Genomic DNA, 15,488 nt, shown 5'->3' with positions numbered 1-15,488 from the left:
CGAGGGGCAGTGCTAATGAGCAGACGGCGGCTGATCAGGCACGGTAGAGGTTGGCAGATCCGTTTCATCAATGATGTAGAGCGGCCGTTGACGAGTGTTAGCACCCAACCGGGCAATATATTCCCCGATAACGCCAATACACATCAACTGCACTCCACCTAAAAACAGTACGCTGACAATAGTAGATGGCCAGCCGGCCCCATAGTTTTTCAGGAAAAAACGGGCGTAAATAGCATACAGCATCACTAAAAAGGCGACACCCGAAACGACAAAGCCACTAATAGAGGCTACGCGCAAAGGCAGGTCGGAAAAGGAGGTAATGCCATCCAGGGCCAGGCGGATGAGTTTGCCATACGTATACCCCGGTGTGCCGCCCCCACGTTCTGACCGGTCGAACTCCAGAAACGTCTGGCGGTAGCCAATCCAGGAAATCTGCCCCCGGATAAATTTGTTCTGCTCCGGCATGCGCTTGAGCGCCTCCACTACCTTACGGGAAATAATGCGGAAGTCGCCGGTATCCAGGGGAATATTGACGGAGGTGATGCGGGCCAGCAGGCGGTAGAATACTTTGGCCGTGAAGAGCTTAATGGCACTTTCCCCTTGGCGGGAGCGGCGCTTGGCGTACACCACCTCGTAGCCTTCGCGCAGCTTGGCGTATAGCGCGGGTATCAGTTCCGGCGGATCCTGCAGGTCACCATCCATCACCACCACGGCGGCACCCCGCGACAAATCCAGACCGGCTGTAATGGCAATCTGGTGGCCAAAGTTGCGGCTGAAGGTGATGAAATGCACGCGTGTATCGCGGGCGGCCAGCTCCCGCATAATGGTGAGGGAACGGTCGGCGGAGCCATCATTGACAAGAATCACCTCCGCTTGCAGCGGCAGCGCGTCGAGCATGGCGCTCAAGCGGGCATATAGCGCCGGCAGGTTCATTTCCTCGTTGTAGATGGGGATGATAATGGATAAATCCACGGTGTCTCGGATCAAAATAAAAACTAAGCCGGTTTGCGGGCCAGGGCAAATACACTCACGCCCACGGGGGCATTGAGGGCCTGCAGCAAGCGGTTTTCGGCGGAAATGTAGCCGCGCAACAGGGTGTTTAGCAGCGGCGGAGTGGCAAAGAAATCATCCTTGGCCGGGCGCTCATCGGCCGGCAGCAGACGTTTGAGCAGGCGCACAGCGGCCGTAGGGAAAAATAACCCCACGTTCCAGTAGGAGTGGCGCTGCACTTGCAGGCCGGCCGTGCGGAGGGCGGCCGTGAGCTGGGCGGCACTGTAACGACGCCAGTGCTGGTTTACTTCATCGTGCTTGCCCCATAGAAACTGAAAGGCGGGTACAAACACCAGCAGCTGGCCGCCGGGCCGCAATACCCGCATCCACTCGCGCAGGGCCTGCGCCTCGTCTTGAATGTGTTCCAGTACATCAGAGGCTACCACCAGATCAAAGGAGGCATCGGGGAAATCCAGGTGGGCGCCATCCATGCAGGATACGTTGGAAATACCACGCTGCCGGGCCACGGCCACGCCGGCTTCGCTAACATCAATACCAGTCAGGTTAGAGTAGCCTACGGCCGCCAGGCGCTGAAGCAGGGGCCCACCCGAGCAGCCAATTTCCAGCACGGCCGCCGTGTGGGGTAGCTTCAGGTCCTGAATCAGGCGAAACACCATGTCGCGCCGGGCCTGAAACCACCAGTAGTTTTCTTCTATCTGATGATACTTCAGCTCGTATTCAATATTCATAAAGCAGTACCGGTTGGTAACCCTGCGGCCTGCGGCCGGGTAGGCGCATCGGTTACGTTGGTGTCGGAGATGATATAGAGTGGGCGTTGGCGCACATTAGCCAGCAGGCGGGCTATGTACTCGCCAATAATGCCCACCGTAATAAGTTGCACCCCTCCTAAAAACAGAATGCTGACCATGAGCGAAGCCCAGCCCGGCTCATAGTCCCGCGTGATGAAGCGGGCATACAGAGTATAGAGCATCACCAAAAAGGCTACGCCGGATACCAGGAAACCGCTAACGCTGGCCATTTTCAGCGGCACATCGGAAAAACCGGTAATGCCATCCAGGGCCAGTCGCAGCATTTTGCGGTAGGTATAACCGGTTTCACCCCCGGCCCGCTCGGCGCGGTCGTATTCCACATAGGTCTGGCGGTAGCCAATCCAGGAAATCTGGCCCCGAATAAACTTGTTCTGCTCCGGCATCTGCCGTAAGGCATCTACCACCTTGCGGGAAACAATGCGAAAATCACCGGTGTCGACGGGAATAGAAATATTGGTGATGCGGGCCAGCAGGCGGTAGAAGAGCTTCGCCGTGAATTTCTTGGCAACACTTTCCCCCTGGCGGGAGCGGCGCTTGGCGTACACCACCTCGTAGCCTTCACGCAGCTTGGCGTATAGCGCGGGTATTAGCTCCGGCGGGTCCTGCAGGTCGGCATCAATGATAACTACCACGGCCCCATGCGACAGATCCAGACCGGCCGAAACGGCAATCTGGTGACCGAAGTTGCGGCTGAAATCGGCGTAGCGGACGTGCGGGTCGTGGGCAGCCAGCTCCCGAATGAGAGACAGGGAACGGTCAGCGGAGCCATCATTGACAAAGATGAGCTCATAGCTGCTGAGCCCCATGGGGGCTAATACGTTGCACAGCCGGTTATACAGCGCCAACAGGGTGGCTTCCTCGTTATAAATAGGAATAATGACCGACAGGTCCACAGGCAGGCGGGTGGGGTTAGCAGCGCAAAAATGATGAAATAATGCGGGTTGACCAGATTTACTTGTGGGCCTGGTCATTGTGGCCTGCGGTGCCCGAGCGGTGGCAGGCGGCCTACCAGCGGTAGAAAACGGATAGAATTCGGATGCCATTTACCCGCACAGCATATACTTCATTGCCTACACTAGTGGGGTAAGGCTCTGGATGGGTGCGGTAGGCAGTCAGAAAATAGCCTTCCGGATTAGGGGGCGCTATTTTAAAGCGGGCGCGGTCTGCGGGTTTTAACACAGCTAAGTTGTTTTCCAGCAGAATCGGGAAGGGGGCATCAACCGTAATTTGGGCAGCCGGGTTGTTGGCCAGAATCCACTCCAACCCCTTCCGATAGGATAGCCCCCAATAATCTCCCTCAAATAATTGCTCGGCTTCTCTACTGGATAAAAAAGAATAATAGACCTGCTGATTGGGATGCGCCTGTATCATGCGCGCCAGGGTGTAGCCTGCTTCCGCCACGGCCAATACGGCGGCCAACAGGGCCAGCCGTTTTACCAAAAAATATTGCCGGCTGAGCTGCCAAATGCCATATGCCCCTCGCACGGCTAGCAGCAAGAACGCCGGATAAATAAAATATAAATGCCGCCAGCCATCATATATCACCGAGCCCAGTACGATGACCATGAAAAGGGGAATAAAAAACCAGGCGCTCAGCAGCAGGTCGATTCTGCCGCCCGCCGTGCGCAGTGTGGGAATCAAGCGGCGCCCCAGGGTATACATATAGGTGCTGATTCCTATGAGAAAAGCAACGGAATAGGCTATGGGTGTGGTAATGAGGATCCAGAGCGGGGCATAGTGCCAGGGCAAGTGCGTGGTCTGTACTTTCTCGCCTAAATACAGCACATACCCATCTACCCGGAAGTGCTTCATGTTATTGAAAGCGAGAATGAAATTATCTAGGGGGCCCTCCCACAGAAACGGCCATCCTGCTACCGTGAGAACCGCCGCCACCACTACATACCAGCCCAGTGTTTTAACCAGCTGCACGCGCCGAGCATTTTCAGGTGGTCCAAAGAAGGCTTCCAAAAGAAACATGCCCAGGGAAAGTGCCACCAGCAGGCTACCCAGAATGCGTACATCCGTGGCCATGGCCGTAGCCAGCCCATGTAGGGTGGCTCGGGTAAGCGTGGGGCGTTGCAGCAGGCTGACGAGCGTATAGACTCCAAAGGTGAAAAACCCCAGAAACACCAGGTCTTTGCCATTGGAAAAAGCATCAGCAAAAAAGCGGGGAGAAAGCAGCAACAGCGTACTGGCCAGGAGCCCCAACTGCCAGCTGCCAAACCGGACAAGGGCCAGCTTATAGACAGACCATAGCCCCAAAACAAAGGTTAAGAAGATACAGAAGTGCCGCACCAGGTAATAAGTGCGGGAGTCGATACCCGGCCAAAAGACCTCCATAAACGCCAGCGGCAAGTGAAAGAGCACACCATGGTCCCGCTCCTCCAGCGTAGCGAATTCGGGCACGTGAGCGAAGATGGCCTGCTGTCCGGTCCAGCGAGGCGCCACTTGGGCCAAGATATATTTAGCGTTAACGATGCCATTCTCCCGGTCAATGGATTCATCCCAGGAAACACCATAGTCCTTATGCAAACACAAGCCTAACAGGAGAATCAAAATAAAGTAGCCCCTTACATAAGCCGTGTGCCGTATCATTGTGCCCACAGTCAAAATAGATGATATGAATTATATATAAATAACCATATTAAAAATATAATAAATTATAAACAAGAATAAGCCTATAAAATCAGTTGCCTTCCCCTGCGGTGCTGACGGCAGGGCATCTGGGTGCCGTTTTTAAGGGTGAAGGTTATGGCCTGCTAATGCGCGCCGGCAGTAGCTGGCATTGAGTATTTTGGACGAAAAGGGCAGGCCAAAAAAGCTTGGTTGCTTAGCTGGTAGAGTTCCTACCTTTGGAATCCGCATAAGCATGTTCCCTATACCTACTTTATGAGAAAACTTACGATTCTGCTGGGGCTATCCTTGCTGGGTGCCTGCTCGGCTGATGAGCCTTCAGGCACGGCTACGTCGGGCAAAAGAATCATTACCGCCAACGACTTTGAGTCGGTAGCGGGGTGGAATGTAGACCCCTCCCTGCTGGACCGGGGCCGGGCGCGCTCCGGCCAGTATGCTATTAAGGTGGATCAGGACCACGAGTTCAGCCTCACCTTTGATATGCCGCTGGGCCAGGCCACGCCTTCCAAAATCAAACACGTTCGGCTGGAAGCCTGGGCCTATCTGCTAAGCGAAAAATCGACCGGGGTGCTGGGCGTGCAGATTATGGAGCCGGGTACCAATAATCAGACCTTTGGCGATGATATCAAGCTCGGCGACGTGGTGAAAGCCCACAATAAATGGGTGCACGTAAGCAAAGACATTACCCTGCCCGACAACATTACCGCCCTGCAGCACATCCGGCTGTCCTTGTGGCGGGCCAATGCTTCCGATGCTGTACTGGTAGACGACGTAAAGCTGAGCATCCTGGACTAGTCTCCTCACTTGGATGCAACCCAAGCTGGGCGAGGAAGCCGGAACCCATGGCACGATAATCCATGGCATGCCCCGCTTCAGCGCTGCCATTCCTATCCATTGAGCCGAATGAATAACCGCTACTGGTCGGGCTTCTTACTGGTGCTTATCCTGGCAGACGTCGTGTTAACGTACTGGCAGAACTATCAGCTTCCGCTGGACGGCGACCTTGTAGCCATTGTGTTTCCTGCGCCATGGTATACCCCGGTGCTGCACGACCCGTTTGGCTGGGCAGTCCTAACCAAAAACGCAACCTACGCTGCTACCAACCGCTTTTTTGCGCATGCCGCCATGGGCCTGTACTGGAAGCAGGTGCCCCATCTGTTGCAGCGCTTTACCACGCCCATTAATAGCCTGTACGTGGCTGTAGCCCTGTTTAATACCGCCGTTCAGCTGGCGCTGGCCTTGCTGCTGGCTGCTTATGTCCGGGTAGGGGCGGGGGCCCGGTCCGGCAGTTGGGGCTACTGGCTGGCTGTAGCGCTGTTAGTGCCGCTGTTCCAGACGGAAGGGCTCTACAATCAGATGGGTATTACCAACTTCGCCGTTACCTATACTTTTTTCTATGCCTTTCCGGCGACTTTGCTCTTGCTACTGCTCTGGCCTTTTTACCGGGCAGCGCACCGGGGCCAGCCGTTGCGGCTCCGGGCGTGGCAGGCAGTGCTCCTGGTGTTATTGATGATGGTTATTTCCTTTAATGGCCCCGTTATCACGGCCGCCGTGGCGGTGCTGTTGCTGGGTATCGGTCTGTACTGGGCCAGGCGGCAGTGGCGAGCCGGCCTACGCTGGCCCAAGCTGCGCGCAGTGCCGGGAGAGTGGCTTTCGGGGCAGACGCTGCTACTATTAGGAATCCTGGGTGCCCTGAGTGTGTATTCGCTCTACATTGGGCGCAACAACGCCGAAAATGGCCATTCGCACACGCTCGGGGAGCTGTACCAGCTTTTGCCCAAAGGCATTTTGCTGGAGCTGGGAAACGACTGGGGCCTGCCAGTACTCATCCTGTTGATTGTGCTGAATGCCCAGCTGATTCGCCGGTTTGTACCGGCTTCGCCGGAGCGCCAGTGGGTGCTCAGTAGCCTGCGCGCGGTGGGTTGGTTTGCCGTAGTATTCCTGCTGCTGCTACCCTTGGGCGGCTACCGGGACTACCGCCCTTACCTAGTGCGCGGCGACTCTATCCTGCCCATCCTGCTGGGCCTGTTCTACGCCTATGGGGTATCCACCTACTTCCTGCTTTTTCAGTTGAAGGGCATATGGCGCCGCCGCTACAGCGTGGTAGTAGGGGTATTCCTCTTTGCTTTTATCTACGTGGATACCACGCTCAAACTCCCGCGCAATAACGACTGCGAGCGGTGGGCCTTGGATCAGCTGGCGCGGGCACCAGAACCAGTGGTTCGTCTTTCTCCTTTTTGCACCGTGCTTTCCTGGGCGCCGATGTATGATGCGCATCAGTCAGAGCTGCAGGCCGAAATGCTGCGCTACTGGGGCGTTACTACCCGCAAAAAACTCTACTATCAGTAAGGAAAACGGCTAAAGATCTTCTGCTTATCTCTGCGTAAAAGTGCCCGGCCCGGGCCTTGGTTTCATGCGTAACACCTCTTCTTTCTGCCCGATGCCAACTGAGGTGCCAACGTCAACACTGAGCTGCTGGCGAAGCTGGCTGCCCGCTTCGCACACAAGCTACGTCTGGCTGATAACGGCCTTCATCACTATGGCCCTGATGAAGGATGCTTCCCGTTGGAACCGTGCCGATGTACTGGTGTGGGACGCCGGCGGCTACTACCTCTATCTGCCGGCCACTTTCATTACCCACGATTTAGGGGAGGGCTCCTTTCTGACCTATGTGCGTCAGCAGTACCGGCCCGACCTGGACCCGGACTACAGCTTCGTACATCTGCCCAACGGCCGTGTCGTGTTCAAGTATCCCATCGGCATGGCTATTATGTATGCGCCCTGGTTTGCTGTGGCCCACGCCCATGCCCAGTTGCAAGGCTTTCTGCCAGATGGCTACTCCACACCTTATCAGCGGGCCATTGCGCTGGGCTGCATGGCGTACGCCTTGCTGGGCTTGTGGCTGCTGGGCCGGGAGCTGCGCCACTACGTGCCCGATCATCTGGCCGCGCTAGCGGTATTGGTGGTGGGCTTAGGCACCAACCTGTTGGTGTACTCCACCATTGATGCACCCATGGCCCACGGTACACTGTTTTTGCTGAACGTGCTGCTGCTGCGCTATACCCGCCAGTGGTATGCGCAGGGCCGCTGGGCTGCAGGCATCCGGCTGGCGCTGATTTTTGGACTGATGCTGTTGGTGCGCCCTTCGGAGCTCTGGATGGTAGCCGTGCCGCTGCTGTGGGGGCTTACCAGCCGGGCGGCCGTTGCGCAACGGCTGGCCTTCTGGCTGAGCCTTTGGCGGCAACTGCTGGGTATGGTGCTGCTGGTGGCGCTGATTGGCAGTGTGCAGCTGCTTTTCTGGCGCATAGTGGGCGGGCACTGGCTGCTGGATTTTTACCCCGGTGAGCGGTTTTACCTGCTGAGTCCTCACTTATGGGAAGGCCTGTTCAGTGTGCGGAAGGGCTGGCTGTTTTGGAGCCCCTTACTGATGCTGGCGCTGCTGGGCGTGTTCTGGCTGCGGCGCACGGTGCCCGCGGCGCTGCCTGTAGCGCTGGTGCTGGTGCCGGCGGTTATCTACCTCACCTTTAGCTGGTGGGACTGGACCTATGGCGGCGGTTTCGGTTGCCGGCCCCTCATCAGCCTGTATCCGTTGCTGAGCTTGTGTCTGGCCAGTTTCTGGGTGCGCTGGTGGCGCCGGGCTGTCATTCCACTGGCCGTAGTGGTAGGATTACTGGTGCTGCTGAATGTGCGCCAGAGCTGGCAGTATGCCCGCGGCACCATCGACTGTTGCCACATGGACTGGGCCCGTTACAAAGAGCATTTTTTCGACCATTGATGCCAGGCTTCGGGCCTGTAGGGTCAACTGGCGGCCATAGGCTTGGCCCACCTCATTTTCTTTGCGACTTTCGTGCTATGCTGAAACCCGCTTCTGCCACCGCTTTGCTGGTGGCGCTTTTTCTGGCTGGCTGCTCTTCAGCCCCCAGTACCACGCCCGATACGGCCCTGCTGGCTGCCAGCAGCTTCGAGAATATGGACGGCTGGCTAGCCGACTCACCCGCTCTGGCCACGCTCAACCAGGATCAGGCCCACACCGGAAAGTACAGCACCATGGTCAGCCCCGGCCACGAGTTCAGCCTGGGCTACAGCAACAAGCTCAGCAAACTCGCCCCGGACTGGCCGGCCCAACTAAAAGTGGGCGCCTGGGTGATGCTGCCCAACGACCAGGCGGCCGCCAAGCTGGTGGTAGAGGTGCAGGCCCCCGAACATAAGGGCCCTAACCTGCTCTGGGAAGGCTTCGACCTTACTCAATCGGTGAAGCGCTACAACCAGTGGCAATACGTGGAATATACCATTACCCTGCCTACTGCTGCCGGCCCCAACCACCGCCTGCTGGCCTACCTGTGGCTGGCCGACAGCAAGCAGCCTGTGTACCTGGATGATCTGAAAATATTCCTTCCCGGCAAGTAAGCTGCCGAATCCGCCTTGGCTACTTTACTACTTCCACGGGTATGCGCAGGCGCACGGGCCAGTCCTGATAGTTTTTGCTGATAAGGCTGATTTCGAAGGTGTAGCGGCCCGGCTGCCGGGGCGTTTGCAGCGCAACGGTCTGCGTCCAGGGCTGCCATACATCCACTTCCAGGGCTACTTCCATGGGGTTAGTGTCCGAAGGCCAGTCGTGGGGCTTGTAGAAAGCGGTGCGCAGCAGGGTAGGGTGGGGTACCCGGGTGCCGGAGTGCAGGGGCTGGGCATTGGCGGGCACACTTACCTGCACCTGCACGGTATGCTGACGTCCGGCCTGCAGCGTGGTTGGTAGCGGGCTGGCTAGTGCCAGCTGCACCTGCTGGTGCGCTGCAATGTAGGGCCGCAGCGCTGCCGTATCCAGGGGCGGGAGAGTATTGAGCACGCGGTACGCCGTGTGCGGAAAGCGGCAGTAGTTGGCGGGCAGGTCGGCGGTATTCACGGTTTCAAAAGGCCCCAAGAGAATTCCAGGCTGGGCACCAGTAGCAGCCAACTGGTCGATGTCCCAGCCTACACGCACCGTTTGCACCGAATCGGGGCTGTGGCGGGCACTGACCATCATGGTTTCACTGGCCGAGGCCCACCACGGCCAGCCGGCGCGCAGGCGGTGCGGGTCCACGTTATCGGGGTACATAATGAACTTGCGCTCCGGAAACTCGCTGGTGTACGCCAGCAAATGGGTGAGCCATTTCTGGTAGGCCGTGTAAGGCGTGTGCCGGTACCAGATCAAACCCAAACGGGCCACCAGCAATACCAGCAGCAAGCCGGTGACCAAGGCCGGGCCGCGGCTATTCCAGCGGCGTTCCAGTGCCGGCAGCAACTCCATGGCAAAGGGAATGGCCACGAACAGCGTGAGCGGCAGGTAGAGGTTTTCCAGGTAGGTTGCCTCGGTATAATCGGGGTTGGAAACGTTGATAATGAAGGCATAGCCCGCTACCGCTGCCCACATCAGTCCCATGCGGAGCAGCGCCAGCCGCGTGCCTTGCCGGATATAAAACACCGACAGCACCAGCAGCAGCACCGGCAAAGCCAGGAAGCTGCGGCTGCACAGGTGCCAGAAGTTCTCGAAGCTGTCGATGCTGAGATAATGGGGGAAATACCGCTTCAGGTTGGGCCCGAAAGTCATGTGCGAGGACTCGTACGAGCCGGGCGGCGTGAGCAGAATCCGCAGCCCGTACATAGCCAGCGCCAGCACCAGCAACCCATAATAGGCCCGGTCCTGAAACCGCCGGTTCAGCAGCCAGTCATAGGTCCAGATAAACAGGAAAGGCAGGATGATAAGCGGATGACCGAAAATAAACACCGGTACCAGCGTGGCCAGTGCCAGTGTGCTAAAGCGCCGCTGTAGCGGTGCCTGCCGGGAAACACCCGCGTAGAAAAGCAGCAATGCCGCCAGACCCTGCGGTAGTTCCGACTGCGCCCAGTAGAACGTGCGCGAGGCCAGCAGCACAAACAGCAGCACCACCACCAGGGCCACATGCTCATTCTTAAACCAGTAGGCGCACAGCAGAAAAACGGCCAGGTAATACAGGATAAACACCACCGAATACAGCCGCAGCACCGCATCCAGAGACAAGCCGGCCTTCACCGCTAATACAGTCGGTAGTTGGGTGACAATGGCTACAAAGCGCCGGTTCTGAACAAACAGCGTCTTTTCCTTCAGGTAGTAAAACAGGTGGTAAGCCAGGTCATAGTAAGCGGCCCGCTCCAGGTAGAAATGCCAGGCAAACAGCAACAGCACCAGCATGGTAGCCAGCGCCAGCCGCATAGGCCCACGGCTTGCATATTGTTTCGGGAGTAGCATACACGCAGGGTAAAAGCCGCTGGCAACGGCTCAGAATAATAAAAAGCCAGGGTGGCCGAAAACGAAGATTAACTGAACAGCCCGTACTTCACAATGCAGTAAATAGCCCGCACTCCATCGCGCCAGCCTATTTTCTTGCCTTCGGCGTAGGTGCGGCCGTAGTAGCTGATACCTACTTCATAGATACGCACGCCGGGCACCCGGGCCACTTTAGCCGTCACTTCAGGCTCAAAGCCAAACCGTTTTTCCTCCAGCACCAGGCTCTGAATTATATCGCGGCGGAACAACTTGTAGCAGGTTTCCATGTCGGTCAGGTTCAGGTCCGTGAACATGTTCGACAGAAACGTGAGGAACTGATTGCCGATGCTGTGCCAGAAAAACAGGATGCGGTGGGGCTTGCCGCCCATAAACCGGGAGCCAAACACCACATCAGCAAAGCCTTTCAGAATGGGCTTGAACAGCACGTTGTATTCTTCCGGATCATATTCCAGGTCAGCATCCTGCACAATTACATAGTCGCCGGTAGCTTCCCGGATGCCCGTGTGCAGCGCTGCACCTTTGCCCTGGTTCACGGTGTGGTGCAGCAGCCGCAGCCCCATCTTGGGATGCTGCTCCATGTAGCCGGCAATTGCTTCCGCCGAGCCATCGGTGGAGCAGTCATCGACCAGAATAATTTCCTTACGAATGCCATTCACCAGCACGGTTTCATGCAGTAAATCCAGAATCTGGTGAATCGTGCGGGCCTCGTTATAAACCGGAATAACGATAGAGAGCGTATCAAACTTGACCAAATTGGTGGTTGGTTGAGCGTGGTTAAGGGCCGGTGGCCGCTACGAAGGAAGCACGGAAAAGCGTTTCCGCCAACAGCGGCTACCCGGCAAAATCAGTATAAACCGCTACAGACTGCCGGTGCGGCCGCCATCTACCGGCACATTAATACCATTGATATAGCCGGCGGCCGGCGAGGCCAGAAAGGCTACGGCCGCCGCCACTTCCTCGGCGTGCCCAAAGCGCGCGGCCGGAATCAGGCGCAGCATACCCGCCTCAATCTCCTCGGTGGCCTGCCCGGTTTGCTGTACTTTTTTCTCGATGAGCGAGGTGTGCCGCTGCGTCATGGTAGCGCCTGGCAGCACGTTATTCACCGTTATGCCGTGCGCAGCCAGCTCGTTGGCCAGCGTTTTGGCCCAGTTAGCCACTGCCGCCCGAATGGTGTTGGAAACGCCCAGACCGGGTAGTGGCTGCTTTACGGAGGTGCTGATAATGTTGATGATGCGCCCGTAGCCGCTGGCCTTCATGCCGGGCACCACGGCCTGCGCCAGCAGGTGGTTGCACACCAAATGCTGCTCGAAGGCAGCCCGAAAAGCATCAACCCCGGCCTCCAGAATAGGTCCGCCGGCGGGGCCGCCGGTGTTGTTGACCAGAATCTGAAAGCCAGCGGGGTGCGTGGCCAGGTACTCCTGCAGGCGCTGGGCCAGCTGGTCAGGCTGCGAGAAATCAGCCACTATGTAGTCGTGCTGCTGGCCGTGTTCTACTGGAAGGGAAGCGGCTACTTCCCGCAGGGTAGCTTCGTTGCGGGCCAGCAGCGTAACAGTGGCGCCCAGGCGGGCCAGCTCCTCGGCGGCGGCCCGGCCAATGCCCTGGGTACTGCCGCCCACCAGTGCGCGGTAGGGAGTTAGAGAAAGATTCACGGTAGAATAGGAATAAGGATGCGACGGGCAGCAAGGTAGAAAGTTGTGGGCTTACGCGGGAAGTTGCGGCGGCAATTCCGTACTTAGCCGGGCATTTGTGCCGTTTTTTGGCCCCATGTGCCCGTTGTTCTCCCACCTCAACACTCCCCGCTATGCCCGTCGCTCGTCCTTTCAACTTCCAGCAATGGATTGATGAACACCGCCATTTGCTGAAGCCACCCGTGGGCAATCAGCAGGTGTTTAAAGACAACAAAGACTTTATTGTGATGGTAGTGGGCGGCCCCAACGCCCGCAAAGACTACCACGTGGACGAAGGCGAAGAGCTGTTCCTGCAGATAGAGGGCGACATCGTGGTGAAAATCATTGAGGACGGCAAGCCGGTCGATATCGAAATCAAGCAGGGCAGTATGTTTCTGCTGCCGCCCGGCGTGCCCCACTCGCCGCGCCGCCCGGCCGGCACCGTGGGTATGGTGTTGGAGCGCTACCGCAGCCCCGGTGAGCTGGATGGCTTTCAGTGGTACTGCGAAAACTGCGGCAACAAGCTCTACGAGGAATTCGCCGAAATCACGGACATCGTGGCCCAATTGCCGCCCATTATGAACCGCTTCTGGCAGGATGAGCACAAGCGCACCTGCCAAGTGTGCGGCACGGTGATGCAGCCGCCCGCACCGGTTGCTTCCTGATTTATTGCCTCTAGTTTTCCCCCGTGCTTAAAATCGATATTCATACCCACATCCTGCCCGAAACCTGGCCCGACCTGCGCGAGCGGTACGGCTACGGCGGCTTCATCCGGCTGGAGCACCACAAACCGTGTTGCGCCCGCATGATGCAGGATGACAAGTTTTTCCGCGAAATTCAGGATAACTGTTGGGACCCGCAGGTACGCATGCGGGAGTACGACCAGTTTGGCGTGGACGTGCAGGTACTGAGCACCGTGCCCGTAATGTTCAGCTACTGGGCCAAGCCCCACGATGCCCTGGACCTGAGCCGCCTGCTCAACGACCATATTGCCGGGGTAGTAGCTCGCTACCCCACGCGCTTCGTAGGCCTGGGTACCATTCCCATGCAGGCCCCTGATCTGGCGGTCCGGGAACTGGAACGCTGCGTGAAAGAGCTGGGCATGGCCGGCGTGCAGATTGGCTCCCACGTGAATGACTGGAATCTGGATGCCCCGCAGCTGTTCGAGGTATTTGCGGCAGCCGAAGAGCTGGGCGCCTGCGTGTTCGTGCATCCCTGGGACATGATGGGCCAGCAGAAAATGCCCAAATACTGGCTGCCCTGGTTGGTAGGCATGCCCGCCGAAAGTACTCTGGCCCTGTGTTCCCTGGTATTTGGTGGCGTATTGGAGCGCCTGCCCAAGCTGCGCGTAGCCGTGGCCCACGGCGGCGGCACCTTCGCCTCCACCATCGGCCGCATTGAGCACGGTTTCCACGTCCGCCCCGACCTCTGCGCCATCGATAACAACGTAAACCCCCGCGAATACCTGGGTAAGTTCTGGGTGGATTCCCTGGTGCATGACCCCCTGATGCTGGATTATCTGGTGAAAACCCTTGGCGCCGATAAAATCACGCTGGGCACTGATTATCCTTTCCCGTTGGGAGAGTTGCAACCCGGTCAGTTGATTGAATCCATGCCTTTTTCCGACGAAATAAAAGCCCGAATGCTGGGCCAGAATGCCCTGGACTGGCTGGGCGTGCCTGGTAGCCACTTCTGCCAGGCGTAGCCCTGCCCGCGCCTGCCTATCTTTGCCCTTCATGACCTTCGAGCCTACTCCCGAATTCGCCGCCCACCTCGACGCGCAGGATCCGCTGCACCTGTTCCGCAACCTGTTTCATATTCCGCCCGGCCCCGAAGGGGGAGAGGCGGTATACCTCTGCGGCAACTCCCTGGGTTTGCTGCCCCGCGCCGCCCGTGCCGCCGTGGAAGAAGAGTTTGCTTCCTGGGAAGAGCGGGCCGTGGAGGGTCATTTCCTGGGTGCCATGCCCTGGATGCACTACCACGAAAACCTGACGGCGGCTACTGCCCGGCTGGTAGGCGCCCGGCCCGTGGAAGTAGTGGTGATGAATAACCTCACCGTGAACCTGCATCTGCTGCTGATTACTTTTTACCGGCCCACCGCTACCCGCTACAAGGTGCTGATGGAAGGCGGCGCTTTCCCATCGGATCAGTACGCGCTGGAGTCACAGGTGAAGCTGCACGGCTACCAGCCCGACGACGCTATTGTGGAGCTGGTCCCCCGCCCCGGCGAGTACACGCTACGCACCGAGGACATCGAAGCCAAAATTCAGGAGCTGGGTGATTCGCTGGCCACCGTGATTCTGGGTGGCGTCAACTACTACACTGGCCAGGCTTTCGATATGGCCGCTATTACCAGGGCCGGCCACGCCGTGGGCGCCATGGTAGGGTTCGACCTGGCCCACGCCGCCGGCAACCTGCTGCTGCACCTGCACGACTGGGACGTAGACTTTGCCTGCTGGTGTTCCTATAAATACCTTAACTCCGGGCCCGGCGGCACCAGCGGCGTGTTCGTGCACGAGCGGTTTGCCAACCGCCCGGATTTGCCACGCCTGGCCGGCTGGTGGGGCCATGACCCCGCCGACCGCTTCCAGATGAAAAAAGGGTTCCGGCCTATGCCCGGCGCTGCCGGCTGGCAGCTCTCCAACGCCCAGATTTTCCCCATGGCCATTCACCGCATAGCCCTGAACTTAGTGGACGAAGCCGGTGGTATGCCTGTCCTGCGGCAGAAAAGTGAGCAGCTCACGGCTTATCTGGAGTTTCTGATACGCCGCCTGCAATTGCCAAAAGAAGTGCTCGAAATCATTACCCCGCAGGACCCCAACCAACGTGGCTGTCAGCTTTCGTTGCTGGTGCACCGCAACGGCCGCGAGCTATTTGACCACCTGGCCAGTGTAGGGGTGATGGCCGACTGGCGCGAGCCCAACGTTATTCGGATGGCCCCCGTGCCGTTGTATAATACTTTCGCCGATGTACAGCGCGCCGGCGCCGCTTTGGCCGATTGGGCACTTATAGCGGAATAATTTTTGGAGTTTAGCTGTTTACATACAGTCTGAATTCGTACCTGTA

Annotated in this window: 14 protein-coding genes; 7 read left to right on the top strand and 7 right to left on the bottom strand. The window is 58.0% G+C overall.

The window, feature by feature from the left end; genetic code table 11:
• Nucleotides 1–12 precede the first annotated feature (12 nt).
• The 4 genes from Q4G72_RS00790 to Q4G72_RS00775 form a co-directional block, all read right to left on the bottom strand.
• Nucleotides 13–987, bottom strand: a complete 975-nt coding sequence (locus Q4G72_RS00790; RefSeq protein WP_303309536.1) for a glycosyltransferase family 2 protein — start codon at nt 985–987, stop codon at nt 13–15.
• A gap of 8 nt (nt 988–995) precedes the next feature.
• Nucleotides 996–1,739, bottom strand: coding sequence for a class I SAM-dependent methyltransferase (locus Q4G72_RS00785; protein WP_303309535.1), 744 nt, complete (start codon nt 1,737–1,739; stop codon nt 996–998).
• Nucleotides 1,736–2,713, bottom strand: a complete 978-nt coding sequence (locus Q4G72_RS00780) for a glycosyltransferase family 2 protein (RefSeq protein WP_303309534.1) — start codon at nt 2,711–2,713, stop codon at nt 1,736–1,738. The genes Q4G72_RS00785 and Q4G72_RS00780 overlap by 4 nt, the downstream gene beginning before the upstream one ends.
• Nucleotides 2,714–2,825: 112 nt before the next feature.
• Nucleotides 2,826–4,352, bottom strand: a complete 1,527-nt coding sequence (locus Q4G72_RS00775) for a hypothetical protein (RefSeq protein ID WP_303309533.1) — start codon at nt 4,350–4,352, stop codon at nt 2,826–2,828.
• Between the two features lie 357 nt (nt 4,353–4,709).
• Between Q4G72_RS00775 and Q4G72_RS00770 the strand changes: the two genes are divergently transcribed.
• The 4 genes from Q4G72_RS00770 (at nt 4,710) to Q4G72_RS00755 (ending at nt 8,861) form a co-directional block, all read left to right on the top strand.
• Entirely contained in the window at nt 4,710–5,249 is a 540-nt protein-coding gene (locus Q4G72_RS00770) for a hypothetical protein (RefSeq protein WP_303309532.1), read from the top strand.
• A 108-nt stretch (nt 5,250–5,357) separates the two neighbouring features.
• Complete coding sequence (locus Q4G72_RS00765; protein ID WP_303309531.1) at nt 5,358–6,803, top strand: hypothetical protein; 1,446 nt, start codon at nt 5,358–5,360, stop codon at nt 6,801–6,803.
• A gap of 91 nt (nt 6,804–6,894) precedes the next feature.
• On the top strand, nt 6,895–8,229 hold the full coding sequence (locus Q4G72_RS00760) for a hypothetical protein (protein ID WP_303309530.1): 1,335 nt from the start codon (nt 6,895–6,897) through the stop codon (nt 8,227–8,229).
• Nucleotides 8,230–8,306: 77 nt separating this feature from the next.
• The gene (locus Q4G72_RS00755; RefSeq protein ID WP_303309529.1) at nt 8,307–8,861 is read left to right on the top strand and encodes a carbohydrate binding domain-containing protein; all 555 of its coding nucleotides are present in this window, start codon (nt 8,307–8,309) and stop codon (nt 8,859–8,861) included.
• Nucleotides 8,862–8,880: 19 nt separating this feature from the next.
• Here the strand turns inward: Q4G72_RS00755 and Q4G72_RS00750 are convergent, their stop codons facing one another.
• The 3 genes from Q4G72_RS00750 to Q4G72_RS00740 all read right to left on the bottom strand — a co-directional run bounded on the left by Q4G72_RS00750 (nt 8,881) and on the right by Q4G72_RS00740 (nt 12,404).
• Entirely contained in the window at nt 8,881–10,716 is a 1,836-nt protein-coding gene (locus Q4G72_RS00750; RefSeq protein WP_303309528.1) for a hypothetical protein, read from the bottom strand.
• A gap of 68 nt (nt 10,717–10,784) precedes the next feature.
• The gene (locus tag Q4G72_RS00745; protein WP_303309527.1) at nt 10,785–11,507 is read right to left on the bottom strand and encodes a glycosyltransferase family 2 protein; all 723 of its coding nucleotides are present in this window, start codon (nt 11,505–11,507) and stop codon (nt 10,785–10,787) included.
• Between the two features lie 105 nt (nt 11,508–11,612).
• Complete coding sequence (locus Q4G72_RS00740) at nt 11,613–12,404, bottom strand: SDR family oxidoreductase (protein ID WP_303309526.1); 792 nt, start codon at nt 12,402–12,404, stop codon at nt 11,613–11,615.
• Nucleotides 12,405–12,556: 152 nt separating this feature from the next.
• Between Q4G72_RS00740 and Q4G72_RS00735 the strand changes: the two genes are divergently transcribed.
• Genes Q4G72_RS00735 through kynU form a run of 3 tightly spaced genes read left to right on the top strand, consistent with a single transcriptional unit; the run spans nt 12,557 to nt 15,442 of the window.
• Entirely contained in the window at nt 12,557–13,087 is a 531-nt protein-coding gene (locus tag Q4G72_RS00735) for a 3-hydroxyanthranilate 3,4-dioxygenase (protein WP_303309525.1), read from the top strand.
• A 23-nt stretch (nt 13,088–13,110) separates the two neighbouring features.
• Nucleotides 13,111–14,127: an amidohydrolase family protein gene (locus Q4G72_RS00730; RefSeq protein WP_303309524.1), complete on the top strand. Its 1,017-nt coding sequence runs from the start codon at nt 13,111–13,113 to the stop codon at nt 14,125–14,127.
• Nucleotides 14,128–14,158: 31 nt separating this feature from the next.
• Nucleotides 14,159–15,442, top strand: a complete 1,284-nt coding sequence (gene kynU / locus Q4G72_RS00725; protein WP_303309523.1) for a kynureninase — start codon at nt 14,159–14,161, stop codon at nt 15,440–15,442.
• Nucleotides 15,443–15,488: the final 46 nt, after the last annotated feature.

Origin of the sequence: Hymenobacter sp. BT730 (assembly GCF_030542105.1) — a bacterium.
Lineage (GTDB): Bacteria > Bacteroidota > Bacteroidia > Cytophagales > Hymenobacteraceae > Hymenobacter.
This window is presented reverse-complemented; position numbering and strand designations above follow the sequence as displayed.